Raw genomic sequence first — 14,131 nt, forward strand, 5'->3', positions numbered from 1 at the left:
CCCGGACGGCATCGGCCGGGGGCGCCGCGACGGCGGGCGACCTGACACCATCGTGCGATGCACCTCGGCATCGACTTCGGTACATCCAGCACGTCCGCGGTCCTCACCGGCGACGGCGGGGCGGTCACGCCGCTGCTGTTCGACGGCTCGCCGCTGCTGCCGTCGGCGGTCCACCTCGACGTCACCGCCGGTGTCCTCGCGGTCGGTGGCGACGCCGTGCGCGGCGGGGCCCTCGACCCGGAGCGCTACGAGCCCCACCCGAAGCTGCGTGCCGCCGACGCCACCGTCACGCTCGGCGGCACCGGCGTGCCCGTCGTGCACCTGTTCGCCGCGGTCCTGTGGGCCGTGCACGCCGAGGCGCTGCGGGTCACCGGCGGGGTCGCGCCCCTGGAGGTCGCGCTGACCCATCCCGGGTCGTGGGGCGCCCATCACCGCGGCGCGCTGCTGACCGCCGCGTCCATGGCCGGGCTGCCGGCCGCCAGGCTGGTGCCCTCACCGGTCGCGGTCGCCCGCACGCTGCTGGAGCGGCTGCGGGTGCCGTGCACCGCCGGGCAGTGCCTCGTCGTGTACGAACTGGGCGCCGGCACCTTCGAGGTCACCGTCCTGCGCCCCGCCGCCGGTGGCCCGCAGATCGTGGCCACCGCCGGGCTGGAGGGCACGGGCGGGCTCGACGTCGACGCGGCGATCGCGGCCCACCTCCTGGCCGTCACGCCCGGCGGCCCGATCGGCACCCGGCAGCGGCGGGTGCTGCTGGAGCAGGCCCGGCTGGCGAAGGAGCTGCTGTGCGTGGGGACGGCCACCGTCGTGCCCGTCGACGGCCGGGGCGAGGTGACGCTGACCCCCGACGACCTGGACCGGATCGCGACACCGCTGGTGCGCCCCACCGCGGAGCTGACGCTGCGCACCATGCGCGCGGGCGGCGTCGGTTCGTCGTCGGTCGCCGGGGTGTACCTGGCCGGCGGCGGCACCCGGATGCCGCTCGTCGCGACGCTCCTGCACCGTGTCGCCGGTGTCCTGCCGGTCGCCGTGGACCGCCCGGAGCTCGCCGCCGTCGAGGGCAGCGTCGCGGTCCTGACGGCGGCGCACCAACCCGCGGCGCCGCCACGGCCACGCACCGCGCCGGACCAGCCGTCGGCGCCGGACAGGGCAGCGCCGGACAGGGCAGCGCCGGACAGGGCAGCGCCGGACAGGGTAGCGCCGGACAGGGTAGCGCCGGACAGGAGGGCGGCCGGCCGGGCGGTGCGGGACGCGGCCGACGGGGACGGCGGGCCGCTGTGGAGCTGGCTGCCGGCGTCCGCCGGGCTGGTGCCGGGCGGGGCGTGGCGGGACGCGCCGTTCCACCCGCTGCAGCTCGGGCTGCCGTCCGGCAACGGCTGGACGATCCGGGCGCGGTTCATCGAACCCGACCAGACCGTGTTCCTCGGCCGGGGCGGCGGACCGCTGCTGTTCCACACCGTCGACGGGCTCGCCGCGTACCTGCTGCGCGACGGCGACCACGAGCTCGCCGCCCTCGACGGCTGGGACCAGGTCCGGGACCGGTTCGTGTCGCTCGTGCGCGACCCCGGCGACGAGGACCAGATCGACCTGGACCTGGTGCAGTACAACCTGGGCTTCCCGCCGCAGCGGTGGATGCCGGACCTGATCATCGCCGCCCGGGACGTCGCCGTCGAGCTGGCCGAGGCGTTCGACCTGCGCGACATCGGCCAGCTCCTCGCCGGGGGCGGCCTGCTCGACGAGGTCGACGAGCTGCTGCGCGACGCCGAGCGGACCCTCGTCGGCCGGTCCGCACGCCGCCGCCTGGACGCTCTGGACGCCGACGCGGTCCGCTGGACCTGGCACGCGATCGTCACCCGCCTCGACGGGATCGCCGCCTGGGCCGACTGAGCCACGGTCCCAGGCGACGGTCTCAGCTCCAGCGCAGGCCGAACCGGTCGGCGGGGTGCAGCTGCTCCCCGTCGCCGATGCGCACCACCAGGACCGGCACGCCCTCGGCGAGGTCGAAGCGCTCCCGCTCCCGCGGGGTCGGCATCCGCGCCGACACGACACCGCCGGGCGGGAGGGCGAGGACCTCGCCGGGGCCGCTCAGGGGGTGCCGGGTCGGCCGGGCCGCGACCGGGCCGACCCGGATCGACTTGTCGGGGGCGAGGAACAGCAGCCCCTCCCGGCGCAGCACGGCGATGCCCTTCAACGCCGTGTCGCGGCCGACATCGTGCTCGTGGGCGAGCGCGCCGGCGCTGGGCACCGTGGCCCCGGGCGGCAGCGTCCCGGCCATGATCTGGGCCCGGAGGGCGTCGGCGACCCGCTCGTAGCGTGGCGGCATCCGAGCACTGTAGCCACTAGGCCACAGGAGACGTCAAGGGTCAGACAGTGGCCGCGCCCAGGGCGCGAAACGCGAAGTCGGCGACCTGCTCGGCGGCCCGCACCGCCGAGTCGGCGCCGTCCGCCGGGCGCTGCGCCATCCGCTCCTGGAACGCCGCGGACAGCGCCGCCGTGATCGTCCGGGCGTCGGCGTCCGGGTCGGCCCACGGCAGCGTCCCGTCGGCGCGGCCCCGCTCCAGGATCGCCGCGATCGCCGCGTGGTGCGCGGCGGTCATCCGGGCCCGCTCCATGGCATAGCCGGCGGTGCTCATCAGCTCGCCGCACGACATCACCAGGACCCGCCGGCGGCGGTGGTTGTCAGCGGTCAGCGACAGGAACCCGAAGATCCACGCCCGCAGCGCCTCCGGCGGGGTCGGCGCGGCGTCGGCGGCCGCCGTCAGCTCGGCGTGGACCCGGTCGCTGTCGCGGCGGAACATCGCCAGCAGCAGCGCGTCCTTGGAGTCGAAGTGGCGGTAGAACGCCCTCGTGGAAAGGCCTGCGGCGTTGAGGACGCCGGTGACGGACAGGCCGCCGCCATTGGTGTCGACCAGGCAGCGGTATGCGGCCTCGATGATCCGCGAACGCTCGCCGGTGTCTGCGGTCACGGACATCAGCCCATGCTATCGCCTGCAACGGCGACGCAATCCGATCGCCGTATCATCCACGTTCGTCACATCGACCTATAGAGGAGCGTCCATGACGGAGACGGTGGAGCCCATCGGTCGCCCGGTCCGCACACCGAAGACGGCCGAGCTGATCGCCACCGACCTCCGCAACCGGATCGTGCGGGCCGAGCTGCGCCCCGGCGACGCCCTGCCGTCCGAGACGCTGCTGATGGCGCAGTTCGGGGTGTCCCGGCCGACGCTGCGGGAGGCGTTCCGGATCCTGGAGACCGAGTCGCTCATCGCGGTGCGCCGCGGCGTGCGGGGCGGCGCGCACGTGCTCGCGCCGGACCGCGCCGTCGCGTCGCGGTACGTGGGGCTGCTCCTGCAGATCCGCGGCACCACCATCGACGACGTGCACCAGGCGCGGGCGGTCCTGGAGGCGGCGTGCGCGGCCAGGCTGGCCCGGACCCGCACCCGGCAGGACCTGCTGGACCTGCGGGCGTGCGTCGATGACCTGCGGACCGCGGCGGACGCGGCGCTGTGGGCCCGGCACGCGGCCCGCTTCCACGACCTGGTGCTGCAGCGCTGCGGCAACCGGACCCTCGCCGTGCAGTGCGGCGTCCTGCAGGACATCGTGGCCACCCACACCGGTCGCGGGCCGGCCGGGGCCGCCCATGACGGCCGGCTGCTGCGCTCGTACGCGCGGCTCACCGACCTGGTGGAGGCCAAGGACGCCGACGGCGCGGAGCGGCACTGGCGCACGCACCTGGAGTTGCCCATCCGTGGGGCGCAGCGCTCCAAGGCGATCGTCGACTTGTTCCGCTGAGCCGGTGCACCGGGAATAGGCTGCGGCGGTGAATCCGTACTTCGTCTGGGAGGACCACGCACCGGACGCCGGGTGGCGCCCGTTCACGGACCTCCTCGACCCCGCCGTGGTCGCGGAGCGGGTCGCGGTGGCCCGGGACACCCTCGTCACGATGTTCGGGCTCGACCCGGCCACGGTGCCGGTGCGGGTGGTGGCGTCGGTGACGTTCCTCGGCGTCGCGTCGCGGCTCCTCGCGCCGCCGCTGATCACGCCGCGGTACCCGGCGCCGGAGCAGCTGTACTGGAGGCCGGTCCCCGGCGGGCCGTGGCCCATGGCGTGCGACGCGCCGGCGGCCGGCGGGCGCAGCACCGCCGCCCTCCACGAGCGGGTCCTGCTGGGACTGGTCGCGCCGCTGCTCGCCGTGTTCCAGGACGGGTTCCGGCTCTCCCCGAAGGTGCTGTGGGGCAACGTCAGCTCGGCCCTCGCCGGCGCCGCCGGCCAGCTCGACGACCCCGCCGCCTGGGCGACGGTCGCCGAGCTGCTCGACGTCGCGCCCCTGGCCGGCACGGCGGACCTGCACGGTCGGGCGCTGCGCCGCCGCAACTGCTGCCTGTACTACCGGATCCCCGGCGGCGGCACCTGCGGCGACTGCGTCCTCAGGCGATCTTGATGACGTGCCGGACGCCCTGGACGACCTCCCCGGTGGCCTGACCCGGCGCGGTGTCCTTGACCCGGCGGCGGCCAGCTGACCGCGCGCTGGTCGACGCAGGCGGACGTCGTCGCGGTGTCCTTGTCGAACATCCGTTCGTCGCCGGAGGCTCAGGCCTGCGCGGCCGTCCCCAGCAGGTGGCCGTCGTGGTCGGAGACGGTGACCTTGTCGACGTTCGGCAGCTGGATCGAGCTGGCCCCGGTCACCCGGGCCGAGGCGGACGTGGTCCGCCCCCAGCACGCCGCCTGCTCCTCCTGGCCGCCCCGCCCGACCACACGCAGCACGAACGGCCCCTCACCGGGCAGGCCGCTCACCTCCAGGGCCACCGACACCCCCCACTGCCGAGGGGTCAGCGTCGCCCGGCCCGACAGCGCGCTGCCCGCGGCGGCGACGAACTGCACGACCGTGCCGGCCGGGGCGCTCCCGCTGGGTTGCACCGTCTGCTGGGTCGGGCGCGGGGAGGCCTGCTGTACTGCGGCGGAGCGCGACCACACGACGGACCCGGCGACGAGCAGGGCGATGATCGCGGCGGCCGCCCCGGCGAGGATCCGGGTGCGGCGGCGGGACCGCGGCGCCGAACGCCTGGTCCGGCGCAGCAGCGCGTCCAGGCCCTCCCGGGTCGGCGCCTCAAGGGCCTCCACGGGACCGCGGGCGGGGCCGGCGGGCAGCCGCTGCAGCAGCTCCGGCACCGGCGAGAACCGGTCGACCTCGGCCCGGCAGGCGGTGCAGTCGCTCAGGTGCGCGTCGACCCGGAACCGGTCGGCCTCGTCCAGCCCGCCCAGGACGTACCCCCCGAGCAGCGGGCGCACCGCGTCATGTTCGACGGTCATGCCGTCACCTGCGCTTCGCTCCGGCGCCGCCCCGGCCTCAACCTGCAACGCTGATGAGCGGCCCCTTCGCTCCGCTGCGGGCCGCTCATCGCAGCACCCCCATCTCCTCGAACACCGCGCGCAGGGCCCGGACCGCGTAGTAGGCGCGGGACTTGACCGTGCCCTCCGGCACCGACAACCGGCGGGCGGTGTCGGCGACGGTACGCCCGTCGTAGTACACGGACTCCACGACCTGCCGGTGCTCCACCGACAACCGGTCCAGGGCGGCGCGGACCAGCCAGCCCTCGACCAGGTCGTCGACGTTGTCGGCGTCGGCGACCGCGGCGATCGCGTCCGGGTCGTCGACGAGCCGCGGCCGGCGCTGATCGGCCCGCCACGCGTTGCTGACCACGTTGCGCGCGATCGTCAGCAGGTACGAACGGGTGGTGTCACGGCTGACGTCGATCCGCCCGATGTGCTTCCAGGCCCGCAGCAGCGTCTCCTGGACGAGGTCCTCAGCGCGGTGCCGGTCACGTTCATACCGCGAGACGAAGCCGAGCAGCACACCGTAATGCTCGGTGTACAGCGCGGTCATCAACTCCTCGTCCCTGGTCAACCGGGTCTCCTCGTCTGGTCCGGCGTGCGGATCCTGCTGAGGTCTACACCACCAGACGGTTGCGGGTTCAACAACCGGGGACGGGGAGTTCAGGCGGCGGTACGCGCTCCCGCGCGGCGATAGGCGAGGACGCCGACAACCAGGCCGGCCAGCCCGAGGACGAGACCCGCGGCGCCGAGCCCGACGGCGGTGCCGTCACCCCCGTCGTCCTCGGCCTCGACCGCGGGCCCGCCCATGGCGGCGGCCGGCGGGGCGGACGGGTCGGCCTTCTTGGCGAGCTTCAGCACCGGGGCGGGGTGCTCCGCCTCCGCGCCGGCGGCGGGCTCGTCGATCCAGCGGACGATCTCACCGGTGGAGTACGTCTGCAGGGCCTTGAACACGATCTGGTCGGTGACCGGCAGCGGGCCGAGCGACACGTCGAACTCCTGGAACTGGTGCGGCTTGATCGCCGCGTCCGCCGCCGCCGTCCAGGTGATCTTCAGCACGGCGTCGGTGATCTCGCCGTCGGCGGTCTTGATCGGCGTGGCGAGCTTGCCGCTCTCGGCGACCGCGGTCCAGCCCTGGACGGGCTTGAGCGACACGGAGGCGATCGGCTTGTCGGCCGGCAGCGCGATCTCGACCTTGGTGGTGGAGGCGTCGTCGCGCTCGTTGGGCACCCGGAACGTCACCTTCGTGTAGCCGCCCTGCGTGGCGGTGTTCGGGTTGACGGTGACGTGGGCGGAGGCGGCGGCGGGGAAGGCGAGTGCAGCGGCGGCGGCCGCGGCGACGGCGACACCCGCGCGGACCACATGGGTCAGGCGCATGATGCGGGCTGTCCTCTCGGAGACTGGAAACTGGCACGGTCTGCGAGGTAGTCGCCGCGGCCCGCCGGAAAGTTCCCGGCCGTCCGCTCAGGTCAGGTCGGCCGGGTCCGCGTAGGCCGTGCCCAGGGCGGTGACCGCGAACAGGCCGACCGCCAGCACGTGCACGCCGGTGCACCACAGGCAGATCGCGTCGAGGGTGAACAGCTCGGCGTAGACCAGCCAGGCGACGAACAGCACCCCGACGCCCGCGAACGCGAGCCGACCCAGCCGGACCTCCGGGCGCGGCGAGCGCCACAGCAGCGACAGGCCCGTCATGACCGCGAAGTACAGCAGGCCCAGGACCGCGACCGGCACGCCGAAGAGCTTGGACTGCTCGCTGGTGGTGACCTTCAGGCAGTTCAACGCCCCGGTGTCCGGGCAGGCGAGGGTCGTCGAGGACGAGTAGTGCTCGATCGTCAGGTACACCGACACGGCCAGGCCGAGGACGGACAGCACCAGCGACACGGGCGGCACCCACCGCTGCACCAGCGGATCGGTCACCGGGCGGGCGACGGTCTCGGTCATCTGTCTCCTCCTCAGACCTTGCCCTGGAAGGCGGTCACAGCGGGCGTCGTGCAGACGTTCGCCGGTTTGCCTGCGGTGAGCTTGCACAGCACGGCGGTGATCGCGTTGGCGTTGCCGTTCACCGCCTTGGCGACGGGGCTGCCAGGGTCGGACAGTGCCGTCGCGACCTGCTGTGCGGTCATGCCGGCCAGCAGCTGCGGGCTGAAGGACGCCCCACCGGCGATGGCCTGGTTGGCGAAGTCGATGAACGGGATCGACCCGGCGGACTTCGCGTCGACGTACGGCGGGGCGTTGAACTTCTGCACCAGCTGCGCCTGCTGTGGCGTGAGCTGGTCCAGCGGCGTGTAGGAGCCGCCCTTGCGGGTGCGGCTGCTGGTCTCCACGCCCTGGAAGGTGAGCACGTCGCTGGTGTACGTGCTGCCGTGGAACGACACCGTCGGGGTGTTCGGATACACGTCGTCCGACGCCGACGCGGTGATCGTCAGGCCGCTGAACGTCCCGAAGCGCGACAGCGCCACCACCACCGGCCAGCGTTGCGCGGCGCAGAACGGGCAGTACTCGGCGCCGACATACAGCACCAGGGGCTTGCCGCCGTCGGTGAGCACCTGCTGGCCGGTGACCGGCTGCGGCAGGACCTCGGCGGAGCCGGTGCCGACCTGGTCGAGGACCGCCGGCGGCACCGACGTCAGGGTCGTGACGATCGCGGCGGCGGCGTCGCCGGTCGGGAACGGTGAGGCCTGCTCGCCACCGCCGCCCTCGCCCGCCCCGCCGAGCTTCGCCACGATCATGACGGCGAACACGACCAGGACCGCGGCGATCGCCGCATTCGCCCGGCGCATCCGGCCATGCCTGGCGGTCGCCCGCTCCTGGATCATCCGCATCCGTCGCGCATATTCGCGCGAGTCCCGCTGGCGCTTCGACACGCGCAACCCCCACTCGTCTGCCTGGTTAGTCGTACGGGAGCACCCACAGGTTCCCTGCGTCGCCGACTTTAGGCTGGAGGGTGGCCGTCGCCCTGGGTCGAAGGTCCCGCCACGCCGGGTACACCGGCAGATCTTGCGCGGGCCGGTGTCCCGGTGCAATGTGGCATGTCGGCACTTCGAGCACCGACCCAGAGCACGGACGCGAGGGGCGAACGCACATCATGCAGCGACGACACCTACTGACAGCGGCAGCGAGCGGTGCCGTGGCCGGCGCCGCGGGCCTGGCCGGCAGCGCGGCGGCCGCCGAGAGCGGGGGAGGCGGAGCGTTGAAGCCAGGCAAGACCCGGCTGATCAGCCTGTCCCACGTCAACGACCCGGCCAGGACCAACATCTACCCCGGCGACCCGGCCTTCGAGCTGGAGACCATCGCCACGATCGAAGAGGACGGCTACTACCTGCAGTTCGTCCGCGAGGGCGAGGCGACCGGCACCCACTGGGGCGCGCCCGGCCACTTCAACGCCGGCGAGCCCCTGGCCGACGACCTCGACCCCAACGACCTGTTCCTGCCCGCGGTCAAGATCGACGTGCGGGACAAGTGCGCCCGCAACGCCGACTACGCGCTGACCATCGACGACGTCAAGCAGTGGGAGCGCCGGCACGGCCGGATCCCGGACGAGTCGATGATCATCATGTGGACCGGCTGGGAGTACAAGTGGGGCACTGACGCCTTCCCGAACCTCGACGCCGACGGGGTCCTGCACCAGCCGGGCTTCGCGCCGCAGACGGTCCAGTGGTTCATCGACACCGGCCGGATCGGGCGCAACGGCGGCACCGGCATCGACACGTTCGGGCCCGACCTCGGCACCGACCCGGAGTTCCTGGCGTCGCTGCTGGTCTACCAGCGGCACCGGATCAGCCTGGAGATCCTCGCCAACCTCGCGAAGTTCCCGACGACCGGCGCGTCGATCCTGTGCGGCGGCTTCATCAACGCCAAGGGCTCCGGCTCCACGGCGCTCATCTACGGGGTGATCCCGCCCGGCGTGCACGTCTGAGCCAACTGCCTCAAGTCGCGGCTCCGGGTGCCGATGCGGTGCGTGTGGAAGGCATCACCGGCATCGCCACCCGGATGGCAGAGATCCGCTACCAGCTCGCCGCGTTCCGCCCGCCGGCCGCCGCGCCGGTCGAGGGCGCCGCGTTCGCCGGGGCGCTGAGCGCGGCCTCCGCGGCGACCGAGGCCACGCTCAAGGCCCGCTATGACAACGGGCGCATCCCGGCCGACGCCCTGACGCAGATCGGCTCGACCGGTCACCGCCTCGCCGCGCCGGCCGCGACCGCCATGGAGGGCCTGCTGCGCGCGGCGGGCCGCGACGGCGTCACGATCGGCATCACCGACTCGTACCGCAGCTACGACGAGCAGGTCGACCTCGCCCGCCGCAAGGGCCTCTACGCCCAGGGCGGCCTCGCCGCCGCGCCCGGCACCAGCGACCACGGCTGGGGCCTCGCCGTCGACCTCGACCTCGACGCGAAGGCGCAGGCGTGGATGCGGGCCAACGCGGGACGCTTCGGGTTCACCGAGAACACCCCGCGCGAGCCGTGGCACTGGAAGTTCACTGCCGGCTGAGCGGGACCCGGCCCGCTACGCTGCCGGGATGGTGCTGTCGTTGCTGCTCACCGCACACCTCGGCCTGGCCGCGATGTGGTGCGGGTCGATGGGGTACAGCCTCCTCGTCGTCCAGCCGAAGGTCGCCCGGTTCGGGTTCGACGACGAGCGCCTCGAGGAGTTCCTGACGCTGCTCGCCCAGGGCAACCGGTGGAAGGTCGTGCCGATCGTCGCGGCGCTCCTGGCGACCGGCGCCGGCGTCGCGGCCCTCACCGGTGGCGGCCCGCGGCTGGCGTTCCTCGGGGTGGTCCTGCTGTACTGCGCCGCCGCCGCCGTGTTCGCCGACGTGTCCTGGCGGCACTGGCCGGCGCGGGTGTTCGCGCTGCCCGAGGAGCGCCCGGCGCTGCGCCGCGGCCTGCGGCTGCGGGCGTGGACGATGCTGGTGCTCGTCGGCGCCGCGTTCGCCACCGCACTGCTGACCACGACGTTCACCGGGCAGTGACGACGCGGCGACGCTGCTAGGGTTCCCGGGCGACCCGCATCGACGCCTTGCCCCAGCCGCCGGCCACAGGAGGACCTGATGTATCCCGCACCCGCCCGCCCGGGGTTCGGCTGGAAGCTGCTGCAGAGCTGGTGGGTCCTCATCTCGATCCTCGGGTTCGGCTGCTTCAGCGGCGCCGGGCTCGTCCTGGTCGGCCTGCGCGCCCGCAAGCCGGTCTGGTGGGGCTGCGGCGTCGGGTACCTCCTGATCGACACCGGCCTCATCGTCGCGTTCGACAAGGTGTCCGACCCGACCGACACCTCCAGCGGCGGCGGCTTCGCCGTGCTGTGGCTGCTGGTGTGGATCGTGTGCATCGTGCACTCGTTCGTGCTCAACGTGTACTGGCTGCGCTGGCAGGAGCAGCGCCTCGCGGCGGCGGCGCCGGTGTCCGGCTACCCGCAGCAGGCGGCGTTCGGCTCACCCGTCGCGTTCGGCTCACCGGTCGGCCCGGCGTCCGCCGTGCCGTACTCGAGCGTGCCGTACGCGGCACAGGGCACCCCGCCGCACGGGTTCGCGCCGCCGCAGCAGGTCCCGTCGACGTCGAGCACGCCGTGGCCGGCCGCGACGCCGTGGACGCCGAGCGGGCCGGTCGACGTCAACACCGCCGACGCCGCGATGCTCAGCACCCTCGACGATTTCGACGCCGGCCGGGTCGCCTACGTGCTGTCCGAGCGGCAGCGCCGCGGCGGCTTCACCAGCCTCGCCGAGTTCGCCGCGACCGCGCAGCTGGCGCCGCACCAGTTCGAGCGGATCCAGCACCGGCTGACGCTGTCGCTGCCGCGCCGGTACTAGGGCGCGTCCCGCACCAGCAGGACCACCAGGGTGCGCGGGCCGTGGACGCCCTCGACGCGGTCGAGCTCGATGTCGCTGGTCGCCGACGGCCCGCTGATCAGCGTCAGGGGGCGGGTCGGGGTCAGCGCGGCGAGCAGATCCGGCACGGAGCGCACGACCTGGCCGGCGCGCACCACGCAGAAGTGCCGGTCCGGCACCAGCGTGATCGCCCGGCGGCCCTGGTCGGGGCCGCCGTCCAGGGCGATCGTGCCGGTCTCCGCGCACGCGGCCGCGCACGCCGTGACCACCCCCGCGAAGCCGTCGAGGTCGCGGGGGCCGAGCGTGCCGTCGTCGGTGACGACACCGTCGCCGGCGTCGGGGAGCCAGTCGCCGGGGAGCCCGTCCGGGACGATCAGGCGGCCGCCGGGCGGCATGGTGGCGTCCAGCGCGGCCCGCAGGTCGGCGGGCAGGTCCGCGGCGGTCGTGGTGATGACGGTCGCCTTGTAGTCGACGAGGCGGTCGACCAGCAGCTCCAGGAGCTCGGCGGCGCCGGTCGGGACGGCGCCGGAGCGACGGTAGTCGCGTGGCACCTCCGGCGCGACCGGGCCGGGTCCGAGCGCGGCACGGATCCGGGCCAGGACCGCCTCCCGGGCGTCGCTCATCGGTCCTCCCCAGCGGTGGCCGGACCGGCGGCGGCAGGACCAGTGGTGGCAGGGCCGGTGGTGGCCGGACCGGTGGTGGCAGGGCCGGTGGTGGCCGGACCGGTGGTGGCAGGGCCGGTGGTGGCAGGGCCGGCGGGGGCGCGGGCGGCGGCGGGGCGGGGCGGGTGCGCCACCACTCGCGGAACGTCTGCCCCGGGGGCGCGGCAGGTCGCGGCTCGCCGTCCACGCCGACAGCGGCGGCGGCAGCGTGGTGATCCGGTCGTCGCGCCGGCCGAGGACCCGCCCGAGCCGCATCAGCCGCTCCGCGCGGCGGAACCTCCCCGGTTTCGCCATCACCCACGCCATCGCGGCCATCGCGACCGCCTCCGCGGACGGCACGACCCGCTCGGAGCGCTCCTCGACGTGCCGGGCCCGCAGGTGGACGAGCATCGCAGGGATGTCGATCCGCACGGGGCACGCGTCGAAGCACGCGCCGCAGAGGCTGGACGCGTACGGCAGCGACGCGTTGTCCTCGACCCCGGTGAGCTGGGGGCTGAGCACGGCGCCGATCGGGCCCGGGTACACGGAGCCGTAGGCGTGCCCGCCGGTGCGCTCGTAGACGGGGCAGACGTTGAGGCAGGCGCTGCACCGGATGCAGTGCAGCGCGGCGCGGCCCAGCTCGTCGGAGAGCACGGCGGTGCGGCCGTTGTCGACGAGGACGAGGTGGAAGTCCTGCGGGCCGTCGCCGGGGGTGACGCCGGTCCACAGCGACGTGTACGGGTTCATCCGCTCGCCGGTCGAGGAGCGCGGCAGCAGCTGCAGGAACACCTCGAGATCGGTCCAGGACGGCACGACCTTCTCGATGCCCATCACGGTGATCAGGGTCTGCGGCAGGGTCAGGCACATCCGGCCGTTGCCCTCGGACTCGACCACGGCGAGGGTGCCGGTCTCGGCGACGGCGAAGTTGGCGCCGGACACCGCGACCCGGGCGGTCAGGAACTTCTCCCGCAGGTATGCCCGGGCGGCCATGGCCAGGTCGCGCGGCTCGTCCGACAGGCCGGCCGTGCCGGGCATGGTGCGGCGGAAGATGTCGCGGATCTCGGTGCGGTTGCGGTGGATCGCGGGGACCAGGATGTGCGAGGGCTTGTCGTCGCCGAGCTGCACGATGAGCTCCGCGAGGTCGGTCTCCCACGCGGTGACGCCGCCCTCGGCGAGGGCCTCGTTGAGCCCGATCTCCTGGGTCGCCATCGACTTGACCTTCACGACCTCGTCGGCGCCGGCGGCCCGGACCAGGCCGAGCACGACCGCGTTGGCCTCGGTCGCGTCGCGGGCCCAGTGCACGGTGCCGCCCCGGGCGGTGACCTGCTCCTCCAGCTGGATCAGCAGCTCCGGCAGGCGGGCCATGGTCGCGGCCTTGACCGCCTCACCGGCCAGCCGCAGCTCCTCCCAGTCGGGCAGCTCGGCGACCACGGCGGCGCGCTTGCCGCGGATGGTGCGGGTGGCGTGGCCGAGGTTGCGCCGCAGCTGGCCGTTGCCGAGCGCCGTGCGGGCCGCGTCCGGGAAGGACTCCTCGCCGCGCAGGGCTCCGACGCCGCGTGGTGCGTACACCGGCATGCCCAGAAACGTCTCGCTCATGTCGCCGCCAGGATCTCGGCGAGGTGCACGGGGCGCACGTCGGTGCCGTTCTCGGCGCCACTGGACACGCTGGACAGGCGGGACAGGCCGCCGCCCATGTGCATCAGGCAGGACGAGTCGCCGGCCGACACCACGTCGGCGCCGGTCGACAGGACGTTGCGGAGCTTGTCGCTGAGCATCGCCGCGGACGTGTCGGCGTTCTTCAACGCGAATGTGCCGCCGAAGCCGCAGCACTGGTCGGCCTCGGGCAGCTCGACCAGGTCGATGCCGCGCACCGCCCGCAGCAGCCGCAGCGGCCGGTCGGCGACCCGCAGCATGCGCAGCGAATGGCAGGTCGGGTGGTAGGTGACGCGGTGCGGGTAGTGCGCGCCGACGTCGGTGAGGCCCAGGACGTCGACGAGGAACTCCGACAGCTCGTAGGTGCGCTCGCCGAGCTCCTCGGCCCGGTGCGACAGGGCGACCCGCCCGGCACGGCGGGCGACGGCGGCGTGCTGGTGGCGGATCGAGCCGACGCACGACCCGGACGGCGCGACGATCGCCTCATACCCGGTGAACGTGTCGACCTGGTGCTCGACGAGTTTCACGGCCGCGCGCTGATAGCCGGTGTTGATGTGCATCTGGCCGCAGCAGGTCTGGGCCTCGGGGAAGACCACCTCGTGCCCGAGCCGCTCCAGCAGCTCGACCGTGGCCCGGCCGACCTGCGGGAACATGGCATCGGCGAGGCAGGTCACGAACAGTGCAACACGCATCG

The 14,131-nt window shown here is 74.1% G+C and carries 15 protein-coding genes and 3 pseudogenes; 7 read left to right on the top strand and 11 right to left on the bottom strand.

What is annotated here, in order from left to right; genetic code table 11:
* Positions 1-57 precede the first annotated feature (57 nt).
* Positions 58-951: pseudogene (locus OHA72_RS64710) on the top strand (Hsp70 family protein); the annotation flags it as partial.
* 221 nt (positions 952-1,172) lie between these two features.
* On the opposite strand, the pseudogene OHA72_RS64715 reads toward OHA72_RS64710, so the two are convergent.
* The 3 genes and pseudogenes from OHA72_RS64715 to OHA72_RS19775 all read right to left on the bottom strand — a co-directional run.
* Positions 1,173-1,700: pseudogene (locus tag OHA72_RS64715) on the bottom strand (hypothetical protein); the annotation flags it as partial.
* A 206-nt stretch (positions 1,701-1,906) separates the two neighbouring features.
* Positions 1,907-2,320: a GntR family transcriptional regulator gene (locus OHA72_RS19770; protein ID WP_327009268.1), complete on the bottom strand. Its 414-nt coding sequence runs from the start codon at positions 2,318-2,320 to the stop codon at positions 1,907-1,909.
* A gap of 40 nt (positions 2,321-2,360) precedes the next feature.
* Positions 2,361-2,969, bottom strand: a complete 609-nt coding sequence (locus OHA72_RS19775) for a TetR/AcrR family transcriptional regulator (protein WP_327009269.1) — start codon at positions 2,967-2,969, stop codon at positions 2,361-2,363.
* Between the two features lie 85 nt (positions 2,970-3,054).
* Here OHA72_RS19775 and OHA72_RS19780 point away from each other — a divergent pair, with 85 nt between their 5' ends.
* The gene (locus OHA72_RS19780; RefSeq protein ID WP_327009270.1) at positions 3,055-3,789 is read left to right on the top strand and encodes a FadR/GntR family transcriptional regulator; all 735 of its coding nucleotides are present in this window, start codon (positions 3,055-3,057) and stop codon (positions 3,787-3,789) included.
* 28 nt (positions 3,790-3,817) lie between these two features.
* On the top strand, positions 3,818-4,438 hold the full coding sequence (locus OHA72_RS19785; protein WP_327009271.1) for a (2Fe-2S)-binding protein: 621 nt from the start codon (positions 3,818-3,820) through the stop codon (positions 4,436-4,438).
* A 149-nt stretch (positions 4,439-4,587) separates the two neighbouring features.
* Here OHA72_RS19785 and OHA72_RS19790 read toward each other — a convergent pair whose 3' ends face one another.
* The 5 genes from OHA72_RS19790 to OHA72_RS19810 all read right to left on the bottom strand — a co-directional run bounded on the left by OHA72_RS19790 (position 4,588) and on the right by OHA72_RS19810 (position 8,150).
* Positions 4,588-5,307 (bottom strand): zf-HC2 domain-containing protein, encoded by a 720-nt coding sequence (locus OHA72_RS19790; RefSeq protein ID WP_327009272.1) that lies wholly within the window; start codon positions 5,305-5,307, stop codon positions 4,588-4,590.
* Between the two features lie 85 nt (positions 5,308-5,392).
* The gene (locus OHA72_RS19795; RefSeq protein WP_327009273.1) at positions 5,393-5,902 is read right to left on the bottom strand and encodes a sigma-70 family RNA polymerase sigma factor; all 510 of its coding nucleotides are present in this window, start codon (positions 5,900-5,902) and stop codon (positions 5,393-5,395) included.
* Between the two features lie 89 nt (positions 5,903-5,991).
* Positions 5,992-6,705, bottom strand: coding sequence for a YcnI family protein (locus tag OHA72_RS19800; protein ID WP_327009274.1), 714 nt, complete (start codon positions 6,703-6,705; stop codon positions 5,992-5,994).
* Positions 6,706-6,792: 87 nt separating this feature from the next.
* The gene (locus OHA72_RS19805) at positions 6,793-7,269 is read right to left on the bottom strand and encodes a vitamin K epoxide reductase family protein (protein WP_327009275.1); all 477 of its coding nucleotides are present in this window, start codon (positions 7,267-7,269) and stop codon (positions 6,793-6,795) included.
* Between the two features lie 11 nt (positions 7,270-7,280).
* The gene (locus OHA72_RS19810) at positions 7,281-8,150 is read right to left on the bottom strand and encodes a DUF929 family protein (protein ID WP_327009276.1); all 870 of its coding nucleotides are present in this window, start codon (positions 8,148-8,150) and stop codon (positions 7,281-7,283) included.
* Positions 8,151-8,455: 305 nt separating this feature from the next.
* Between OHA72_RS19810 and OHA72_RS19815 the strand changes: the two genes are divergently transcribed.
* From OHA72_RS19815 to OHA72_RS19830, 4 genes are all read left to right on the top strand, one after another.
* Positions 8,456-9,244, top strand: a complete 789-nt coding sequence (locus OHA72_RS19815; RefSeq protein WP_327009277.1) for a cyclase family protein — start codon at positions 8,456-8,458, stop codon at positions 9,242-9,244.
* Positions 9,245-9,282: 38 nt separating this feature from the next.
* Positions 9,283-9,813, top strand: coding sequence for a M15 family metallopeptidase (locus OHA72_RS19820; protein WP_327009278.1), 531 nt, complete (start codon positions 9,283-9,285; stop codon positions 9,811-9,813).
* Between the two features lie 28 nt (positions 9,814-9,841).
* Positions 9,842-10,294 (top strand): hypothetical protein, encoded by a 453-nt coding sequence (locus OHA72_RS19825; RefSeq protein ID WP_327009279.1) that lies wholly within the window; start codon positions 9,842-9,844, stop codon positions 10,292-10,294.
* A 78-nt stretch (positions 10,295-10,372) separates the two neighbouring features.
* Complete coding sequence (locus tag OHA72_RS19830; protein WP_327009280.1) at positions 10,373-11,125, top strand: ComEA family DNA-binding protein; 753 nt, start codon at positions 10,373-10,375, stop codon at positions 11,123-11,125.
* On the opposite strand, the gene OHA72_RS19835 is transcribed toward OHA72_RS19830, so the two are convergent.
* From OHA72_RS19835 to OHA72_RS19845, 3 genes and pseudogenes are all read right to left on the bottom strand, one after another.
* Positions 11,122-11,766 (bottom strand): LutC/YkgG family protein, encoded by a 645-nt coding sequence (locus tag OHA72_RS19835; RefSeq protein WP_327009281.1) that lies wholly within the window; start codon positions 11,764-11,766, stop codon positions 11,122-11,124. The two genes, OHA72_RS19830 and OHA72_RS19835, sit on opposite strands and share 4 nt — an antisense overlap.
* A gap of 160 nt (positions 11,767-11,926) precedes the next feature.
* A pseudogene (locus OHA72_RS19840) lies at positions 11,927-13,380 on the bottom strand (LutB/LldF family L-lactate oxidation iron-sulfur protein); the annotation flags it as partial.
* Positions 13,377-14,129 (bottom strand): (Fe-S)-binding protein, encoded by a 753-nt coding sequence (locus tag OHA72_RS19845; protein WP_327009282.1) that lies wholly within the window; start codon positions 14,127-14,129, stop codon positions 13,377-13,379. The pseudogene OHA72_RS19840 and the gene OHA72_RS19845, both read right to left, overlap by 4 nt.
* Between the last annotated feature and the right edge of the window lie 2 nt (positions 14,130-14,131).

This window comes from Dactylosporangium sp. NBC_01737, from assembly GCF_035963215.1.
Classification (GTDB): Bacteria; Actinomycetota; Actinomycetes; order Mycobacteriales; family Micromonosporaceae; genus Dactylosporangium.

Bases quoted from the DNA above. Each gene is read 5' to 3' on its own strand.
- OHA72_RS19770 (WP_327009268.1), bottom strand. From the start codon at position 2,320: ATGCCGCCACGCTACGAGCGGGTCGCCGACGCCCTCCGGGCCCAGATC.
- OHA72_RS19775 (WP_327009269.1), bottom strand. From the start codon at position 2,969: ATGTCCGTGACCGCAGACACCGGCGAGCGTTCGCGGATCATCGAGGCC.
- OHA72_RS19780 (WP_327009270.1), top strand. From the start codon at position 3,055: ATGACGGAGACGGTGGAGCCCATCGGTCGCCCGGTCCGCACACCGAAG.
- OHA72_RS19790 (WP_327009272.1), bottom strand. From the start codon at position 5,307: ATGACCGTCGAACATGACGCGGTGCGCCCGCTGCTCGGGGGGTACGTC.
- OHA72_RS19800 (WP_327009274.1), bottom strand. From the start codon at position 6,705: ATGCGCCTGACCCATGTGGTCCGCGCGGGTGTCGCCGTCGCCGCGGCC.
- OHA72_RS19805 (WP_327009275.1), bottom strand. From the start codon at position 7,269: ATGACCGAGACCGTCGCCCGCCCGGTGACCGATCCGCTGGTGCAGCGG.
- OHA72_RS19810 (WP_327009276.1), bottom strand. From the start codon at position 8,150: ATGCGGATGATCCAGGAGCGGGCGACCGCCAGGCATGGCCGGATGCGC.
- OHA72_RS19825 (WP_327009279.1), top strand. From the start codon at position 9,842: ATGGTGCTGTCGTTGCTGCTCACCGCACACCTCGGCCTGGCCGCGATG.
- OHA72_RS19830 (WP_327009280.1), top strand. From the start codon at position 10,373: ATGTATCCCGCACCCGCCCGCCCGGGGTTCGGCTGGAAGCTGCTGCAG.
- OHA72_RS19835 (WP_327009281.1), bottom strand. From the start codon at position 11,766: ATGAGCGACGCCCGGGAGGCGGTCCTGGCCCGGATCCGTGCCGCGCTC.
- OHA72_RS19845 (WP_327009282.1), bottom strand. From the start codon at position 14,129: ATGCGTGTTGCACTGTTCGTGACCTGCCTCGCCGATGCCATGTTCCCG.